The 17,404-nt window shown below is 43.2% G+C and carries 13 protein-coding genes; 8 read left to right on the top strand and 5 right to left on the bottom strand.

Annotation, left to right across the window (positions count from 1 at the left end; all coding sequences use genetic code 11):
- The first annotated feature begins 60 nt into the window (after positions 1–60).
- Entirely contained in the window at positions 61–1,485 is a 1,425-nt protein-coding gene (locus Q0541_RS13315) for an LCP family protein (RefSeq protein WP_298910960.1), read from the top strand.
- A 74-nt stretch (positions 1,486–1,559) separates the two neighbouring features.
- On the opposite strand, the gene Q0541_RS13310 is transcribed toward Q0541_RS13315, so the two are convergent.
- The 5 genes from Q0541_RS13310 to Q0541_RS13290 form a co-directional block, all read right to left on the bottom strand.
- The gene (locus Q0541_RS13310; RefSeq protein WP_298910957.1) at positions 1,560–2,633 is read right to left on the bottom strand and encodes an anthranilate phosphoribosyltransferase family protein; all 1,074 of its coding nucleotides are present in this window, start codon (positions 2,631–2,633) and stop codon (positions 1,560–1,562) included.
- An 86-nt stretch (positions 2,634–2,719) separates the two neighbouring features.
- A complete protein-coding gene (locus Q0541_RS13305; RefSeq protein WP_298910955.1) occupies positions 2,720–3,667 on the bottom strand; it encodes a LysR family transcriptional regulator in 948 nt (315 codons plus the stop codon).
- A gap of 347 nt (positions 3,668–4,014) precedes the next feature.
- Entirely contained in the window at positions 4,015–4,230 is a 216-nt protein-coding gene (locus tag Q0541_RS13300; protein ID WP_298910952.1) for a hypothetical protein, read from the bottom strand.
- 437 nt (positions 4,231–4,667) lie between these two features.
- Positions 4,668–6,008: a HEAT repeat domain-containing protein gene (locus Q0541_RS13295; RefSeq protein WP_298911195.1), complete on the bottom strand. Its 1,341-nt coding sequence runs from the start codon at positions 6,006–6,008 to the stop codon at positions 4,668–4,670.
- A gap of 17 nt (positions 6,009–6,025) precedes the next feature.
- Positions 6,026–6,439, bottom strand: a complete 414-nt coding sequence (locus Q0541_RS13290) for a ubiquinol-cytochrome c reductase iron-sulfur subunit (RefSeq protein WP_298910950.1) — start codon at positions 6,437–6,439, stop codon at positions 6,026–6,028.
- A gap of 777 nt (positions 6,440–7,216) precedes the next feature.
- Here Q0541_RS13290 and Q0541_RS13285 point away from each other — a divergent pair.
- The 7 genes from Q0541_RS13285 to Q0541_RS13255 all read left to right on the top strand — a co-directional run bounded on the left by Q0541_RS13285 (position 7,217) and on the right by Q0541_RS13255 (position 17,401).
- On the top strand, positions 7,217–8,788 hold the full coding sequence (locus tag Q0541_RS13285; RefSeq protein ID WP_298910948.1) for a ferredoxin--nitrite reductase: 1,572 nt from the start codon (positions 7,217–7,219) through the stop codon (positions 8,786–8,788).
- Positions 8,789–9,112: 324 nt separating this feature from the next.
- Entirely contained in the window at positions 9,113–10,615 is a 1,503-nt protein-coding gene (locus Q0541_RS13280) for a NarK family nitrate/nitrite MFS transporter (RefSeq protein ID WP_298910946.1), read from the top strand.
- A 491-nt stretch (positions 10,616–11,106) separates the two neighbouring features.
- Complete coding sequence (locus Q0541_RS13275) at positions 11,107–13,302, top strand: molybdopterin oxidoreductase family protein (protein ID WP_298910944.1); 2,196 nt, start codon at positions 11,107–11,109, stop codon at positions 13,300–13,302.
- A 287-nt stretch (positions 13,303–13,589) separates the two neighbouring features.
- A complete protein-coding gene (locus Q0541_RS13270; RefSeq protein ID WP_298910942.1) occupies positions 13,590–14,042 on the top strand; it encodes a phosphate-starvation-inducible PsiE family protein in 453 nt (150 codons plus the stop codon).
- 253 nt (positions 14,043–14,295) lie between these two features.
- The gene (locus Q0541_RS13265) at positions 14,296–14,748 is read left to right on the top strand and encodes a nitrate reductase associated protein (protein WP_298910939.1); all 453 of its coding nucleotides are present in this window, start codon (positions 14,296–14,298) and stop codon (positions 14,746–14,748) included.
- A gap of 209 nt (positions 14,749–14,957) precedes the next feature.
- Positions 14,958–15,560 (top strand): DJ-1/PfpI family protein, encoded by a 603-nt coding sequence (locus Q0541_RS13260; protein WP_298910937.1) that lies wholly within the window; start codon positions 14,958–14,960, stop codon positions 15,558–15,560.
- A 461-nt stretch (positions 15,561–16,021) separates the two neighbouring features.
- Positions 16,022–17,401: a PrsW family glutamic-type intramembrane protease gene (locus Q0541_RS13255; protein WP_298910935.1), complete on the top strand. Its 1,380-nt coding sequence runs from the start codon at positions 16,022–16,024 to the stop codon at positions 17,399–17,401.
- Positions 17,402–17,404 lie beyond the last annotated feature (3 nt).

Raw genomic sequence — 17,404 nt, 5'->3', positions numbered from 1 at the left:
TGCATGTTTTTAGTCTGCAAATTTACCGAATTTGATTAGTGAGTAAGTGTGAGGAAGTCTGTGACCATTCAAAGAAGTTCGGCGGAAGAAAACCAGTCGGGAAAAGCCTCTAAGTCCAGTAAAAAAATTTCTCAGAACTCGAAATCCGGACGTTGGCTGTGGTTTTGGGTAGGTATGAGTGGTATTGCAATGGTGTCAGCAACAGCAGGGGCGCTTTTAGCGGTGTCTTTAACCAGTACGCCTTTGCAACAAGCCCAGCTAAGTCCAAAGGATGAGGCGGCCTTTGATGGCGATCGCATCTCTGGGGGTGGGCTGCGATTTTCACAATTAACTCGCCCAGTGAATCTCTTGATTATGGGAATGAGCGTACTCCCACCGGATATCCAAAACCCTCCCGAAGATACCAAAAACCTCAAATACCTGCCCCAGGTAAACTCCTTTGATGGTCTTTCCGATGTGATGCTCTTGCTCAAATTTGATCCAGAGACGAAAAAAATAATCATGCTCTCCATTCCCAGAGATACCCGCACAGAAATAGAGGGATATGGAGTGAAAAAAATTAATGCTGCCAATGTTGAGGGTGGGCCAGCTTTGACTGCCAGAACCGTCAGTAATCTCTTAGGTGGGGCGGGAATTGATCGCTATATCCGAATTAACGTTCTGGGAGTTGCCAAGCTAATCGATGCTTTAGGGGGCGTAACAGTCTACGTCCCAAAAGATATGAAGTACCAAGATGATTCCCAGCATTTGTATATCAATTTGAAGGCGGGTAAGCAGCATCTCAACGGCGAGAAGGCGCTGGAATTGCTGCGTTTCCGTCATGACGAACTCGGAGATATTGGCCGGATTCAGCGGCAGCAAATGGTCATGCGTGCTTTGATGGATCAAACACTGAACCCAGCTACTGTGGCTCAATTACCTAAAGTTCTTGAGGTAGTTAAAGAACACATTGATACCAACTTGACGGTTGAAGAGTTATTGGCGCTTATGGGTTTTGGAGTGCGAACAAATCGCTCTAATATGCAAATGTTAATGCTGCCAGGTCGCTTTAGCGAGAAGAATGAGTTTGATGCTAGCTATTGGTTGCCCAACAAAGATGGTATTGCCAAATTGATGGCTCAACACTTTGGGTTGGAATCAGAACAGGAACAGCAGGCGACTGCAACTGATCCACGCTCTTTACGTGTAGCAATTCAAGATAGTACAGGTGGCGATCGCTCTAACCTCCAACCATTAATTAGAGCCTTGGAAAAATCTGGATATCGCAACATCTATGTAGCTAAGGCATGGGGTGAACCTCTAGACGTAACTCACATTGTCGCCCAGCAAGGAGATGGTGACACTGCCGAATCAGTTCGCAACACTTTGGGATTTGGCGAAGTGCGTGTGGAAAGTACTGGCAACCTCGGCTCGGATATCAGTATCCAAGTGGGTCAGGATTGGTTGCAACAAAAATCTATCTTAGAGCAGTCGCTGACCAAATAATTACTAATTTGTAATTAATTACGAGTTATGTTGACACCCTAAAGTGATCAGATCCATATTTCTAACTAAACTGTTTACACTGGCACAAATGCTGCTGACAGTGAATTTACTACCTGGTTGAGTTCTTGGAGTTTAGCTGCTACCACACCATTGGTTAATAATTCTTCTGCCTTAGCTAAACCCTTTGACATATCTGGACAAATACCACTCCGCCATAGGTAAAATCCGCCATTCCACAAGGCTGTTTGCATCAATTCGCCTGGTTTACCTGCTAAAACCGCCTGAATATCCGCCACTAGTTCTTCAGTAGTTCCAAGGGGTACGTTCTTAGTAGTAAAGCCGTAATCACGCGGTACGAGGTGCAATCGTTCTACCTCTTGGGATGCTACGGATGAAGATAAGCTGATGATCGCAGTGCGATCGCGCGGTAAGTCGCAACTGCCTTCCAATCCTTTCACTAATGTAAATTTTGTTACTCCCCGCAGATCCAAAGTTATCTGAAACATCCCTTCTGTCGGCGGATGAACAAACCCAGCAATTACGTGAGCATCCCCGGCATAAGGACACCAAATTAGCTCCATTGTTGCCAAAGGCGGACGCTTGCCAAGTTGGTCGCGGTACTCCCAAATACTTTGAGTTAAGGGAAAATGCTGAGGTAGATAAATAAAGCCGATTCCCGTTTGCTCAAATACTTGCTGAGTTTTTGCTAGTGGTAGCGTAGTCCAATCGACTCCTAAACCCTGCCAAATCTCTATTAGGGGTAAACCGTATTTCGTTGGGAGGCGATCGCCACCGTGCATTACCACTGGTTGTCCAACTGCGGCGAGTAGTAAAGCTGTTACAGGACTAATTGGTGCTGTACGTGTTCTGCCATCATAGGGGATGCCAAAAGCGATCGCTGGTCGCCCAGAGACGATTGGTTGCAGTTTTGGCCCCAGTTCATCATAGGCATCCAACATTCCCGCTAACTCTTCCCCCGTGGGACGCTTGATTCGATGAGCAATCAAAAATGCTCCAATTTGGGCTGGTGTAGCTTCACCCAGCAGCATCATTTTAGTAGCGGTGGCTGCTTGGGCGCGAGTTAAATTCTCGGCTGTGTGATTTCCGCTACCTACTTTTTGCAGTAATTCCCTAAATACATTGCTCATTTGTCCTTTGTCCTTTGTCCGGTGTCATTTGTCCATTGTCCTTTCTCCTTTGTAAATAACCGAAAATGACTAATAACTAATGACACTTAAGAAGCCGATCGCTGCTGATCAATTTGTAATGGTATATTTTCGCGCACGAGTTGCCAAAAGTGGTTAATAGGGGGGATTTGGAGCCGGTCTTGAGTTGTTACCATAACTACCCGACGAGTCAAACTGGAACCATCTGCTAAACCACTAATATTATTGCTGGCTAAGGAACGAATCGCCAGGGTAGGGTCTTGGCGTGCTTCTACTAATGCTGATTGAGGTAGCAAAGCTATCAGTTCTCCTTGGCGTACTACTCCCCGGAAGGCATCTAGGGTATTTACCTCTAAAGCCGCCTGGAGTTTAGCTTCCATTCGCTCAAATCTATCTTGTATTAAGCGCTGCATCCCATAACCATCTTTAAAAACCACTTGAGGATAACGAATTAGCTCCGACCAAGGGACGCATTCATATTGGGCTAGTGGATGATTGGCTGCGGTTAGAACTTCTATAGGTTCATCATAAAGTACTTCTACCACCATTTCTCTACCAGTGGTTAAAAAGCGATTATTCATCACAATTGCTAAATCCACCAATCCATCTTTGAGGACTTTCAGGGCGCGATCGCTTCCCAATGAAGTTACGCGCAATTGCACATCTGGATAATCATGACAAAATTTTTGCAACACTGGTGGTAAGTAAGATCCACAAACAGAGTGAATCGCCGCGATGCATAGTTCTGGCTGTTTTCCGGCTATTAAATCAGCTAATTCTTCTGTAGCTGTCTGCCATTCTTGGCAAATTTTGCGGACACGGGGTAGTAAACATTCACCTCCGAGTGTCAATTTTCCATGACTTGTTCTGTGAAACAGTTCTACACCTAAATCTGCTTCCAATGCTTGGATTTGGCGACTAATAGTCGATTGGGTGACACCACATTTTCGCGCTGCTTGTTGAAAGCTACCGGTTTGGGCGATTTCTAAAAAAGCTTGCAACTGCTCTAGGCGCATTTTTATGTAGCCTGAATTACATTTATCGGTTTCATTAAGTTAACGGATTTTTAACCAAAGTTTGGTAGGGTTTGTTACAGGTCTTTTCCTGAGATTTATATTTGTGTAAATCAGGTTTTACCACCTTTATCGTCAATTACCCGCTTTGCATGGAATTTATTGGTAAATTTCGCCGAAAACGAATTGACTATTTTCTGCTGAAATATATGAATTTTTAGATAAGATTTTTAATTCATCACATTATGCGGCGGATGAGGTTTGAGCAACACAAGTTTTTGTGCAACTTGCGGATAGGGCTGCGATGCCTACGGCGGGCTACACCTACGCGTCATATTTGCATTTACTAATTACGAATATGGCTTTGAACCGTTGCGAACCCGTTCAATAAATTCAGGATAATTTTCCAAGTCCTCTGAAGACTGTAACGGCGGCATTTCAACCCAGTTAGCTTCTGCATGTAGCTTATCAAGATATGCGTAAAATGCTTCTTGATCATCCCGATGGGCTAAAACGTAGGCTTGCAACTCTTTCTGACTCATTGCTTGAAAGTTTGGTTTGCTCATTGCACGTACCTCCATCTGCCATTGGGATATAGGCTGCGCCAAATTTTCTTGGTTTCTTATTTCTTTCTTTCTTTGTGCCCTACCCTGCGGGAAGCCACAACTCTAGGAGACGCTCCGCGTAGCTTGCTTCTCCGTAGGAGTACGTGTCTATGCGTTCTTCTGTACGAGACGCTGCGCGTAGCTTGCTTCTCCGTAGGAGTATGCGGTTCGTTCCTCATATAGTTTGGCGCATCTTCATACAGAATTGGTATCAGTAACAGCAATATCTCCAAACTTCTGAGTAACTAGATGTAAATGTCGCCCAAGTTGACCGAATAAATTTTTTGATACCAGTTTAATCTTATCGCTGTAAAAAGACTAAAATAAGTGGATCAGAAAGAACTATTTAGTTACTTAATACTGAACGCACACAGGTAGCGCATACTCTTTGAAAAAATTTACCACTCAGCCAAAGCGATCGCTATTCCTTGGTGCAAATCTAGTGTTAGTGTGGCGTTATTTGCTAACTGCTGCAATTGTTGATGTGCGGCTTCCCTATCCAGATTTTTTAGTGCAGCGATCGCATGTAGTCTCACCGATGCATTTGAATCCGCTAGCAGCCAAATCAATGGTTCGATAGCTTGCATTTCGCCTAACTGTCCTAAAGACAGGGCGATCGCACTTTTGATGTTGGCAATCTCTGTGGCTGGATGTTGCGTTAGCGTTCGCGGAGCGTCTCCTAGAGAAGCTCGCCGAAGGCATCGCAGTATTTGCAATAATATTTCTACGGCTGGTGTAATTTGCGGCTTTTGCACTCGCCCCAAAACTGTAACAATTTCTTGCCAAAGTGTCTCTGAAGTGATTTGATTAAATGCTGTTTGCAAATATTCCAAACTGGATGGTGTCCCCACCCAAACCAAAGCGCGGATGGTTTCTAATTGCAGCGTTTTCGGTGTCTGAGGTGAGATCAGCAGATCAAATAAATGTTTTGCAGCGTCATCACAACTCATCCGAGAAAGGGAAACTGCGGCTGCACAACAAACCTCAAGGTTAAAGTCGTACAGCTTGGGTTGCAGTCTCGTCACCAAATCTAATGCTTGGCGTAAGTCGGGGCGAAAACCTAAACCAAGCACTGCTGCACGCCTAACTGTGGCAGCTATATCATCCAAAGCGTTTAACAATACTGGCGGTACACGTTCGTCATGAAAACTGCTGAGGGCTTCAATTGCAGCAGTGCGGATTGTTGCTTGTGAATCTTGTACTACACTCAATAGCGGTGTGATAGTTTCTGTTTGCGGAATAGAGGAAAGCGATCGCACTGCCAAAAGTCGTGTATCTTCTTGTTTTAGGAGTTCAGAGAGGGCTGCTATCGCAACAGTACCCATTTGCCCTAGTGCCGTAGTTGCGATCGCTTTGAGTTCTTCATCCTCATCGGTTTTCAACAATTCCACCAAGGGGGCGATGGCTTCAGGGTGCTGAAATTCGCCCAAAGTCCGCGCTGCATACCAGCGTAATTCTTCTTCTGCATCTTCATCTTTTAAGATGTCAATGAGTGGTGGGATGGCAATTTTTCCCAAGTGAGTCAGCACTTTGGTAATTTCCCAGCGTTGCTGAAAATCTCCCATCTCTAACATTGAAAGTGTTAATGTCAGCAGATATTCTTGATTTTTAACTATCTCTGGATGTTCAGAGTCTGTCCCTAAGATTAATTGTTGTAAATATTGAATTAGTGATGACCAATCAGCTGCATCGTATGCTGTCTGGGCTTGTACCAAAAGCTGGTTGATATTACTCACGATACCCTGAATTGTATTGTTTAACTTGGCTTGACTACAACTGAATTACCCTCAATCTTGGCGGCGTAAGTTTTAAGCGCTTCTGTCGCTGGGCCTTTTTGCACTTTACCGTCAATTCCAAATTCCGAACCATGACAGGGACAGGCGAATTTTTTTGCCTCAGCTTTCCATCCTACAGTGCAACCTGCGTGAGTACAGGTAGGGTTAACAGCTGTCAGATTTGCAGCTTTAGATGTGCCAACTACCAACACAGGCCCAGCAGGTGAGTTTTTAGCCAGCAATTGGCCAGTCTTATCTAATTCTGCCGAGGTGCCTACTGTTTGCCAATCCCCAGATGTTGAAGTTGTTTGAGAAGAACAGGCTGCGATCGCTACAGGTAGAGAACTCGCTATCCAACCCAAACCTACCCAATTAATAAAATCACGACGTTTCATAGCTGCTGAAATAATATCTAAGTTTTAGCTAACATCTGCCACTCAATTTACGATGTTTGGATTTTGGATTAATCTATGGCAGTCCAAAATCGCTTCAGTTATTTCAAATAAACCGCGTCCACCTTGAAAACTGTAGTTCTTTCCGTATGAAAAGAAAAAACCCTCATCCCCCAGCCCCTTCTCCCAAATTTGGGAGAAGGGGAGCCGGAAAGAAGTCCCTCTCCCTACTGGGAGAGGGATTTAGGGTGAGGGCAAAAACTACGGTTCTCAACATAGATGAGGTTTACTTTTCATCAAGGGCTTTTTGTGGCTCATTGACTGACTTTGATGCAAAAAATGCATAGTTTTCATCCATTTTCAGCAATTTTACTAAAAAATCGTAACAATTTATACGATTTTAACAGAAATCTCCCTTTAACTTATGAGTATCGAAATTGTTACATGAACAGTATCTAAAGCTGCTTGACAAATTTATCAGATGTAAATAACCACAAGTTTTCCTTAATTAATCAGGACTTACGCAAAATCATGATAAAACGAACCGCAAAGGACGCAAAGGACACAAAGGAATAAGAGTTTCAGAGAGTTCTTGCGTAAGTCCTGTTAATCACAGATTGGGGTTTCGCTTTGGAATGCTCTTAAGTAAAAATAATCAGCCGTAAGCAAATATTAAGTTTTTATTCCCAAACCTTCGTAGATACAACACCTGATGGAACTACGGGTTGGTTGATGTTGGGCAATTATCACCATATTTAGTAATTTGTAACGATCAGACTCATGACAGACACAGCAACTACCACCACCAACCTGAATAAGTTTGAGAAATTCAAAGCAGAAAAAGATGGACTCGCCGTCAAGGGTGAGATAGAGAAATTTGCTGCCTTGGGCTGGGAAGCAATGGACGAAATCGATCGGGATCATCGACTCAAGTGGGTGGGTGTGTTTTTTCGCCCAGTCACCCCAGGCAAGTTTATGATGCGGTTACGGATGCCCAACGGTATTCTCACCAGCAGTCAAATGGGTGTTTTAGCCCAAGTGGTGCAGCGCTATGGAGATGATGGCTGCGCTGATATTACTACCAGACAGAATATCCAATTACGAGGGATTAGAATTGAAGATTTACCAGATATCTTTAATAGATTTGACACAGTTGGTTTAACCAGCGTTCAGTCAGGAATGGATAACGTCCGCAATATCACAGGCGATCCTGTGGCGGGGTTGGATGCAGATGAGTTGTACGACACACGAGAGTTAGTACAGCAAATTCAAGATATGCTCACCAACAAAGGGGAAGGAAACCCAGAGTTTAGCAACTTACCACGGAAGTTTAACATTGCGATCACTGGTGGAAGAGACAATTCAGTTCACGCCGAAATCAATGATTTAGCTTTTGTTCCAGCATTTCAAGAAGCAGGGGAGCAAAATTTAGCCTCTGTCCATTCCCAGCAAAAAATTTTCGGGTTTAACGTTTTAGTGGGTGGCTTTTTCTCAGCCAAACGTTGTGAAGCGGCGATTCCTCTAAATGCTTGGGTGCTTCCAGAAGATGTAGTAGCTGTATGTAGAGCGGTTTTGGAAGTCTTTCGTGATCATGGCCCGCGTGCTAATCGGCAAAAATCCCGCCTGATGTGGCTAATTGATCAATGGGGTTTAGAAAAGTTTCGAGCAGAAGTAGAAAACCGTTTGGGTAAATCATTCTTACCCGCAGCAGCAAAAGACGAAATCGACTGGGAAAAACGCGACCATATCGGGGTATATAAACAAAAAGAGCCAGGATTGAATTACGTAGGCTTGCACATTCCAGTCGGGCGACTATATGCTGAAGATATGTTTGAAATTGCCCGTTTAGCGCAAGTTTACGGCAGTGGTGAAATCCGCTTCACCGTTGAACAAAACATCGTCCTTCCCAACATTTCTGACTCCCGTCTAGCAACATTTTTAACAGAGCCTTTGCTGGAAAGGTTTTCCATTGACCCAGGTTTGTTGACGCGATCGCTTGTTTCTTGTACAGGCGCACAATTTTGTAACTTCGCCCTGATCGAAACCAAAAACCGCGCTCTAGCAATGATTAAAGCCTTAGAAGAAGACTTAACCTTCACCAAGCCAGTACGAATTCACTGGACAGGTTGCCCCAATTCCTGTGGACAGCCCCAAGTTGCAGATATCGGCTTGATGGGAACTAAGACTCGCAAAAATGGCAAAACCCTGGAAGCCGTTGACATATATATGGGCGGCAAAGTTGGCAAAGATGCTCATTTGGGAACTTGCGTCATCAAAAGCATACCTTGTGAAGACTTGCAACCAGTATTGCAAGATTTACTAATCAAAAGCTTTGGGGCCAAACCCAGGTGAGAAGCCTTAGTAGTTAGTAACTGCTAGTGCTTATCGGGGGTATTGGTCAGCCCCTTCCCTACGGGACGCTCTTGCGTTCGGGGAAGTCAAAAGTCAAAAGTCAAAGGCTCAACCTTCAGGCTTTAAGGCTTAACCTTCAGGCTTTAAGGCTCAACCTTCAGGCTTTAAGGCTTAACCTTCAGGCTTTAAGGCTTAACCTTCAAGCTTTAAGGCTTAACCTTCAAGCTTTAAGACTTAACCTTCAGCCTTAAAGGCTCAACTTCCCCTTACTCCCCTGCTCCCCCTATCTCTTCTCCGTGTTTTATTCAATTTAGATAGATTGGAATGCTTAAAAACTTATTTTCATTCAGCGATCGCTACCGCATCTTACATCAGACTTGGTTTGCTTTCTTTCTCACCTTTGTCTGTTGGTTTAACTTTGCTCCCTTTGCTACAACCATTGGTAGAGAACTACATTTAGCACCTGAGCAAATTAAAACTTTGGGCATCTGTAACCTGGCCTTGACAATTCCCGCCCGATTAATTATTGGGATGCTTCTGGATCGTTTTGGCCCCAGAATCACCTATTCAATTTTGCTGATGTTTGCGGTTATTCCCTGTTTAGCGACGGCGCTAGCACAAGATTTTAATCAACTAGTTATCAGTCGTTTGCTGATGGGAATTGTCGGATCTGGCTTTGTTGTCGGTATCCGCATGGTGGCGGAATGGTTCCAGCCGAAGGAGATGGGAATTGCTCAAGGCATTTATGGCGGTTGGGGTAACTTTGGGGCTTTTGGTGCAGAGTTTGTATTGCCGATACTTGCAGTTTCTACTAGCTTTTTCGCTGGTGGCGCTTCTAATTGGCGGTTAGCGATCGCACTTACAGGGATCATTGCAGCCATCTACGGCGTAATTTATTACAACACTGTTCAAGATACACCCGCAGGCAAAGTCTACAAGAAACCTAAAAAGAATGGTTCTTTAGAAGTCACTAGCATCAAAAGCTTCTGGGCGATGATTATCTCGAATTTTGGTTTGATTTTCGCCTTGGGTTTATTAGCTTGGCGCTTGGAACAAAAGAACATTCACTTCCTAACTCTGAGTCAAATGTATCTGGCTTGGTTGCTATTAGCAGGATTGTTTGCTTACCAAAGTTATAAAGCTTGGCAGGTAAACCGAGAACTTCTAATTGGCAAAAAAACTTACGCTCCATCTCAACGTTATCAATTTGGTCAAGTAGCTTTACTCGAATTCACTTACACAACTAGCTTTGGCAGCGAATTGGCAGTTGTTTCTATGCTCCCGGCATTTTTTGAGAAAACCTTTGGTTTAGAGCATGTTATAGCTGGGATGATTGCTGCTACCTATCCTTTCTTAAATTTAATTTCTCGTCCCAGTGGTGGCTTAATTTCTGATAAATTTGGCTCACGTAAATGGACAATAACAATTATCAGCGCTGGTATTGGTGTTAGTTATTTGATGGCACATTTTATTAATAGTAACTGGCCAATTCCGCTAGCGATCGCAGTTACAATGTTTGCCGCCTACTTTGCCCAAGCTGGCTGCGGTGCAACCTACAGCATCGTACCCCTAATTAAAAAGGAAGCCACTGGACAAATTGCCGGTAATGTGGGAGCTTACGGTAATTTTGGCGGCGTGGTTTACCTGACAATTTTTAGTTTAACTGACGCATCTACACTATTTAGCACAATGGGTTTAGCTGCCATAGTCTGCGCTTTCATGTGTGCCTTCTTCCTTAAAGAACCAAAAGGTTCCTTTGCCGTTGCTTATGAAGGTGAACTACCAGAAACCGCAACTAAAAACTCTATTTTATTAACGGAAGAATAATCAATTGAAGGATGAAGTAGTAAAATTCACTATCAAATCTGAATAGGAAACTTTACACTTCATCTTTCCATAAAAGTCTTAATTCATGAAACTCCGTTTTTGTTCTCTATATGTTGAGATTTTTTTTAAATTCACAACACTGATACAAAAACCCTTTATAACTCTCTTATCTTTGCGCTCTTTGTGCTCTTTGCGGTTCGTTTCCTCATTCTCTTATTCCTCTCTTCAGGCAGAAGAATAGTAAATTTAAAAATTTGTAATGCTCTCTCTGCGGTTCGTAAAAAAATAATTTCTCTAAACCACATCGATAGAAATTACGTAAATTTATGAAAAAACGAACCGCATTTGCGCAGCGTCTCGTAGAGAAGGACGCATTCGCGCAGCGTCTCGTAGAGAAGGACACAAAGGAATGAGAGTTTCAAAGAGTTTTTGCCTAATACACAAATTTAACAAACTCTCACTACATCTAAAATTGCAAAATCAAAATAACAATGAGTGAATTTACCAAAACCCTTTGTCCTTACTGCGGTGTTGGCTGTGGTTTAGAAGTTTCACCCCCAGCCCAACATGGCAAAGCAACTAATCGAGATAGCCAAGGAACTCCAAATTGGCGAGTGCGCGGTGATAAAGCCCATCCATCCAGTCAAGGAATGGTTTGCGTTAAAGGTGCGACGATCGCTGAATCTTTAGATAAAAATAGATTACATTACCCAATGGTGCGAGACTCCTTAGATCAAGAGTTCCGGCGGGTTAGTTGGGATGAAGCCTTTAATATAATCACGCAGCGCATTCAAACTGTGTGCTTTACCCAAGGCGCAGAAGCCTTATGTATGTATGGTTCTGGTCAGTTTCAAACTGAGGATTACTACATAGCCCAGAAACTGATGAAAGGCTGTCTGGGTAGCAATAATTTTGATGCTAACTCTCGCTTATGTATGTCTAGTGCTGTAGCTGGCTACATTCAAAGCTTTGGCGCAGATGGCCCGCCCTGCTGTTACGAAGACTTGGAGTTAACTGACTGTGCATTTTTAATTGGTACTAATACAGCTGAATGTCACCCCATCATTTTTAACCGACTGGAGAAGTATCACAAAAAGAATCGCAAAGTCAAAATGATTGTGGTTGATCCCCGTCGCACACCAACCGCAGAAGCCGCTGATTTGCATTTAGCGATTCGTCCCGGTACAGATATCGACTTGTTAAACGGCATTGCCCACTTGTTGATGCGCTGGAACTACATTGATACCATGTTCATGGACGATTGCACCAGCAACTTTCCCGCATACGCCCAAGTGATTCGCCACTATCCCCCAGAAATAGTAGCTAGTCAATGTGGAATCAGCATTGAAGATTTAGAAACAGCAGCTCGCTATTGGGGTGAATCACAGCGAGTATTGTCTTTGTGGTCAATGGGTGTAAATCAATCGTCAGAAGGGACGGCTAAGGTCAGAACTATCATTAACCTGCACTTGATGACTGGACAGATTGGCAAACCTGGGGCTGGCCCTTTTTCTCTCACTGGTCAGCCAAACGCAATGGGAGGACGGGAAGCCGGAGGTTTGGCGCATTTATTACCGGGTTATCGAGTGGTGAAAAATCCTCAGCACCGCGCAGAAGTTGAGGAGTTTTGGGGACTAAAGCCAGGACAGATTTCGCCAAATCCCGGTTTAACTGCTTGGGACATGATTACTGGCTTGGAAAATGACGCTGTAGAGTTATTGTGGATTGCAGCTACCAACCCAGCTGTGAGTATGCCAGATTTGGAGCGAACTAAGAAGGCGTTATTGCGATCGCCTTTCACCATCTACCAAGACGCTTATTATCCTACAGAAACTTCTGCTTACGCTCATGTTCTCCTACCAGCAGCCCAGTGGGGTGAAAAAACTGGTGTGATGACAAACTCCGAACGAGTGGTAACTCTGTGTCAAGCATTCCGCCAACCGCCAAGAGAAGCTAAAGCAGATTGGGAAATTTTTGCCGAAGTTGGACGGAGGTTAGGTTTTGAGAGAGAATTTGCTTTTGTTAACTCTGCTGAAGTTTATGCTGAGTTTGTCAAACTAACTAGCGATCGCCCTTGCGATATGACGGGTATCAATCATGCGCAATTACAGACAGAAGGCCCAACTCAATGGCCTCACCTCCAAGAGAGTAGAGGAGCAGGGAGAGAAACCTCTGGAAAGCGATTATACACTGATTTGCATTTCCACACCCCTGATGGACGCGCTCGATTTGGGGCATATTACTCGAAGGGATTGGCAGAACCACCAGACCCGAATTATCCTTTTGTGCTAACTAACGGCCGCCTTTACGGACATTGGCATACGCAGACACGCACCGGGCGAATTGAAAAAATTTGCAAAATGCATCCCGAACCGTTTATCGAAATTCATCCCCGTGATGCTGCTCGGTTAGGTATTGTAGATAATCAGTGTGTGGAAGTGCGATCGCGTCGAGGTAAAGCTAAGTTTCCTGCTAAAGTGACAAAAGCGATCGCGCCTGGTACAGTTTTTGTCCCCATGCACTGGGGTTCGCTGTGGGCAGACAATGCCGAAGCTAATGCCCTCACCCATCCAGAATCGTGCCCTGATTCGCTGCAACCAGAATTAAAAGCCTGTGCAGTGCAGTTGATACCAATTTCTGTGCAAGTAACAGTCAAAGATTATCAACTCCAGTCCTCACAATCGTAAGCTCCTAAGTGTACCGCTCAAGAGATAATTTCTAACCAGCAATAGGTAATTTAGTCAATAATCAATAGTCAATAGTTATTATCATTTTTTCTGACTGTCTAATTTTGGCTGTTACCAATTACTATATCTAAAGAGGTTAAATCTCTCGTAAGAAGAGGTTTTACTAGCGTCGATTTTAGCTATGGATAAAGAATAAAAAACTTACAAAGCTTCGGCAACTCCTCTTTTTTTAATCCTCTAGATTTATCTATGGGATTTTATTTTCTTTGAGAATTGGGTGCAGCATTATGAGAAAGCTACTAAGGCAAATTTTAGTAACTACCAAAGATGAGAACTTCATGCATATTATCGAAAACATAGAAGTGCTAGTTTCTAAAGCTCTATCTATTTTTATGGTAATAGTAATTTTGGTAGCGATTGGGGATTTAGGAATATTTATTTTTAAAGAGTTATTTTCAGCGCCTTATGCGAAGTTTAACACAACCTTGTATAAAATTTTTGGGCTATTTTTGAATATTTTAATTGCTTTAGAAATCTTAGAAAATATCACGGCTTATTTACGAAAACACGTTTTTCAAGTTGAATTAGTTATTGTCACATCTTTAATTGCTGTTGCCAGAAAAATTATTATTCTGGACTTAGAAAAAGTTCCGGGTATTGATATAATTGGTTTAGGAATTGCTATTCTCGCCCTCTCAATTAGTTATCTAATAATTCGCCTAAGTAATTTAAAAAACTGACGTTAAAAATCAATAAGTAATCAACTGTTTTCAAGCATAAATCTAGTTAAATATAGGTTAAGATGAAATTTTGACAATAATATAGTATACTTAATACTTAAAATTAGTCTCAACTGTATTTTGGACAAATGATTAATGTGCGATCGCTAGATAAGTGTTGTTTTTAATTCATAATTTATGTAACTGAGATATAAAAATTATCGATGATTAAAAACCCTTAATTTTGAATGCTCGAATTTTGAATACTTAACTTATGGCAGATTTCTTTGAATTTGAAGCAGACTTTGTTGATTCCCTGCGTTGCATACCCATGCAGGTGCGTTGCAAATTAGATACCTGTGGCATTAAGCTAAAATTGTCTGATTGGAATCAAATGACTACAGCAGAGCGTCAAGCTTTAGTCGAATTACCTTGCACTACAGAAACGGAAATTCAGTCTTACCGCGAGCATATCCAGCAATTAATTTTACAACGCACAGGTCTAGCAGCTACAAAATTGCCCATCGAGCCTCATCCTGCATGGCTAGATTCTGCCATTGTACCAGCCAGCATCCAGGAAAAAGCTGAAGAAATAGGTGTAACCCTGACACAGCAAGAATGGGCAGCTTTAACGCCGTTACAGCGTTTTGCCTTGATTAAACTTAGCCGCCCAGGACATGAAAATAAAAACTTTCCTAAAGCGATCGCAGAATTCCATCTGCTTTAATTAGTCAATAGTCATTAACAGAACAAATCTGTAAGATGGATTACACTTTGTTAACTTGCCGCCCTTAAATGATACATTACGGCACAGTTAGTACTGAAATGTATCAGAAATTACCGCATAGGCTAACGCCTAATGTAGCTGACTCTAAATTAATATTTACTTTATAAACAACTATTAACTATTGACTAATAGGCGAGGGTAACAAAAATATGGCTGCAAAAAAACTTTTGATGCTTATTGGGGACTATGTAGAAGATTATGAAGTAATGGTTCCTTTCCAGGCGTTGCAAATGGTGGGACACACTGTCCATGCAGTTTGCCCCGACAAAAAAGCTGGCGACAAGGTGCGGACAGCAGTTCACGACTTTGAAGGAGACCAGACTTACAGCGAAAAACCCGGTCACAATTTCACTTTAAATGCTACGTTTGCAGAAGTAGAAGCGGCAACCTATGATGCTTTAGTCATTCCCGGAGGACGAGCACCAGAATATATCCGTCTGAATCAGCAGGTGCTAGAAATCACCCGTCACTTTGCCCAAACGAATAAACCTATTGCTGCCATCTGCCACGGCTTGCAGTTATTGGCAGCTGCTGATGTACTGCAAGGCAAGAGATGTACTGGTTACCCTGCTTGTAGCCCAGATGTCAAGAGTGCTGGAGGGATTTATGTTGATATCCCTGTTAATCAGGCAATAGTTGACGGTAACTTGGTGACAGCACCAGCTTGGCCTGCTCACCCCCGTTGGCTGGCAGAATTTCTTACAGTACTTGGAACTAAGATTGAACACCCAGAACTGGCTACAGTTGCTTGAGGCAATATACGGGAAATCTTTTGATTCAATCTTCAGGGCAGTTTCTTTCACTATTCCCTACTCCCTGCCCCGAAGGAGCTTAGTCAATTATCAGTGGCAAAAACAACAGACAACAGACAACTGAAAATCATATAGTTTTTTGATGAAACTATATGCAATAAAAACTACTATTTTTTGATAAATTGCCGTCGGTTTAATTTGCAACTAGGATGTCTTGAGTACAGTACCGATACAATCTGATTTATCCGCCTAACAAGCCAGGTTGAGGACAAACTCTCAGCAGATGGAATACTTATTTACATTAGGTGAAACAATTTGAAATTTTGCATCGGAAATTTTAAATTTCTTAGCAGGAAGTGAAGCTATAGTGGATTTAGCAATGCTGCTGTTAATGTGGCTAAGGTTAGTCCTGCTGCCAAATTATATGAAGAAGAATTAGTTTAGAAACGCACTCTAACTCGATGACAGGCAAAAACGCAAGACATAATGCATTTCTGCGGCTAGTGTCTGGTAATGGGGCAGCTTTTGAATCAGAATCTCGCTACTCGCTGCCCCCCAGTAAAGAGATGGTAATTGGACGCGACCCCAGCTGCCAGGTTGTCTTGGATGCCATGACGTACCGAATGGTATCTCGTCGTCATGCAGTGGTTCGTCCCCTTTCTGTATCCCCAGATAACAAATTCAGCTGGGTGCTTTGTGATTTAAATAGCGCTAATGGCACTTATTTGAATGGACAACGCTTGTATGAATGTCAGGAACTGCACCCAGGCGATCGCTTTTCTCTAGGTGCTGATGGTCCACAATACGTTTTTGAGTACGAGTTTACCTACCAAACCCCGGCCACGACAGTTAACCAAGTTACACCATTACCTTCGGCAACAAACTACCACAACCACACGCAATTAAAGCAGCCAGATTCTGTTAGCTTCACCCAGCTTTTTCCGATTATTTCTACTGGTAAAGATTTAACTCGTAAAGCTTACCTCATACCGGGAATACTCACCGTAATTTTTGTAGTGCTAATGTTTGCTACAGTTGGTCAGCCCCGAGCTAATCAAGTGATCGTAGCAAGTTACATCGCCTTCGCTGCCTACTATTTTGTTTACCAACTTTGCGGTAAACAGAAGCCTTGGTGGGTGCTAATGGGTGCGGCATTGGGTACAACGCTGATTTTACTCAGTCCGCTGTTGGATTTATTTATCTTTGTGTTTCGCATCCTACCTAGAAGCTTGCCCTTACCTCAAGAATCTATTACCTTCACAGAGTTGCTGGTGCGGATGTTTTTTGGGGCTGGGTTGATGGAAGAATTACTCAAGGCATTGCCTGTACTAGCGGCGTTTGCCATCGGTAGAATGTTGTCTTCACCTTGGCGGGAACGGATAGGCGTCTGGGAACCTCTAGATGGTATTCTCCTGGGAACAGCTTCTGCTGTGGGTTTCACTCTATTGGAAACTCTCGGTCAATATGTACCGGATATAACTTTAAATGTCGCGCAACAGGTGGGTACAGGCTCTGCTGGTCAACTGGCGGGTTTACAACTGCTAATTCCGCGAATTTTAGGCTCTGTAGCCGGACACATGGCTTATAGTGGCTACCTGGGTTATTTTATCGGGTTGGCTGTCCTCAAACCCAGTAGAAGTTGGCAAATTCTTTCTATTGGTTATCTTAGTGCCTCTGCTCTCCACGCCCTGTGGAATGCTACAGGATCAATTAATGCCTTGCTGTTGGTAGTTGTAGGGGTGTTATCTTACGCTTTTTTGATGGCGGCAATTCTCAAGGCACGGGCGCTGTCACCGACGCGATCGCAAAATTTTGCTACCCGATTTCTGGGCCCAAAATAAGAG

It is taken from the genome of uncultured Nostoc sp., from assembly GCF_937863485.1.
In the GTDB taxonomy this organism is placed as follows: domain Bacteria; phylum Cyanobacteriota; class Cyanobacteriia; order Cyanobacteriales; family Nostocaceae; genus Nostoc.
The sequence above is the reverse complement of the archived record's forward strand: the minus strand, read 5'-3'. Positions and strand labels throughout refer to the sequence as shown.

Coding starts and splice junctions, on each gene's coding strand:
- Q0541_RS13275 (WP_298910944.1), top strand. CDS start 11,107: ATGAGTGAATTTACCAAAACCCTTTGTCCTTACTGCGGTGTTGGCTGT.
- Q0541_RS13310 (WP_298910957.1), bottom strand. CDS start 2,633: ATGAGCAATGTATTTAGGGAATTACTGCAAAAAGTAGGTAGCGGAAAT.
- Q0541_RS13280 (WP_298910946.1), top strand. CDS start 9,113: ATGCTTAAAAACTTATTTTCATTCAGCGATCGCTACCGCATCTTACAT.
- Q0541_RS13260 (WP_298910937.1), top strand. CDS start 14,958: ATGGCTGCAAAAAAACTTTTGATGCTTATTGGGGACTATGTAGAAGAT.
- Q0541_RS13290 (WP_298910950.1), bottom strand. CDS start 6,439: ATGAAACGTCGTGATTTTATTAATTGGGTAGGTTTGGGTTGGATAGCG.
- Q0541_RS13300 (WP_298910952.1), bottom strand. CDS start 4,230: ATGAGCAAACCAAACTTTCAAGCAATGAGTCAGAAAGAGTTGCAAGCC.
- Q0541_RS13265 (WP_298910939.1), top strand. CDS start 14,296: ATGGCAGATTTCTTTGAATTTGAAGCAGACTTTGTTGATTCCCTGCGT.
- Q0541_RS13270 (WP_298910942.1), top strand. CDS start 13,590: ATGAGAAAGCTACTAAGGCAAATTTTAGTAACTACCAAAGATGAGAAC.
- Q0541_RS13255 (WP_298910935.1), top strand. CDS start 16,022: ATGACAGGCAAAAACGCAAGACATAATGCATTTCTGCGGCTAGTGTCT.
- Q0541_RS13285 (WP_298910948.1), top strand. CDS start 7,217: ATGACAGACACAGCAACTACCACCACCAACCTGAATAAGTTTGAGAAA.
- Q0541_RS13305 (WP_298910955.1), bottom strand. CDS start 3,667: ATGCGCCTAGAGCAGTTGCAAGCTTTTTTAGAAATCGCCCAAACCGGT.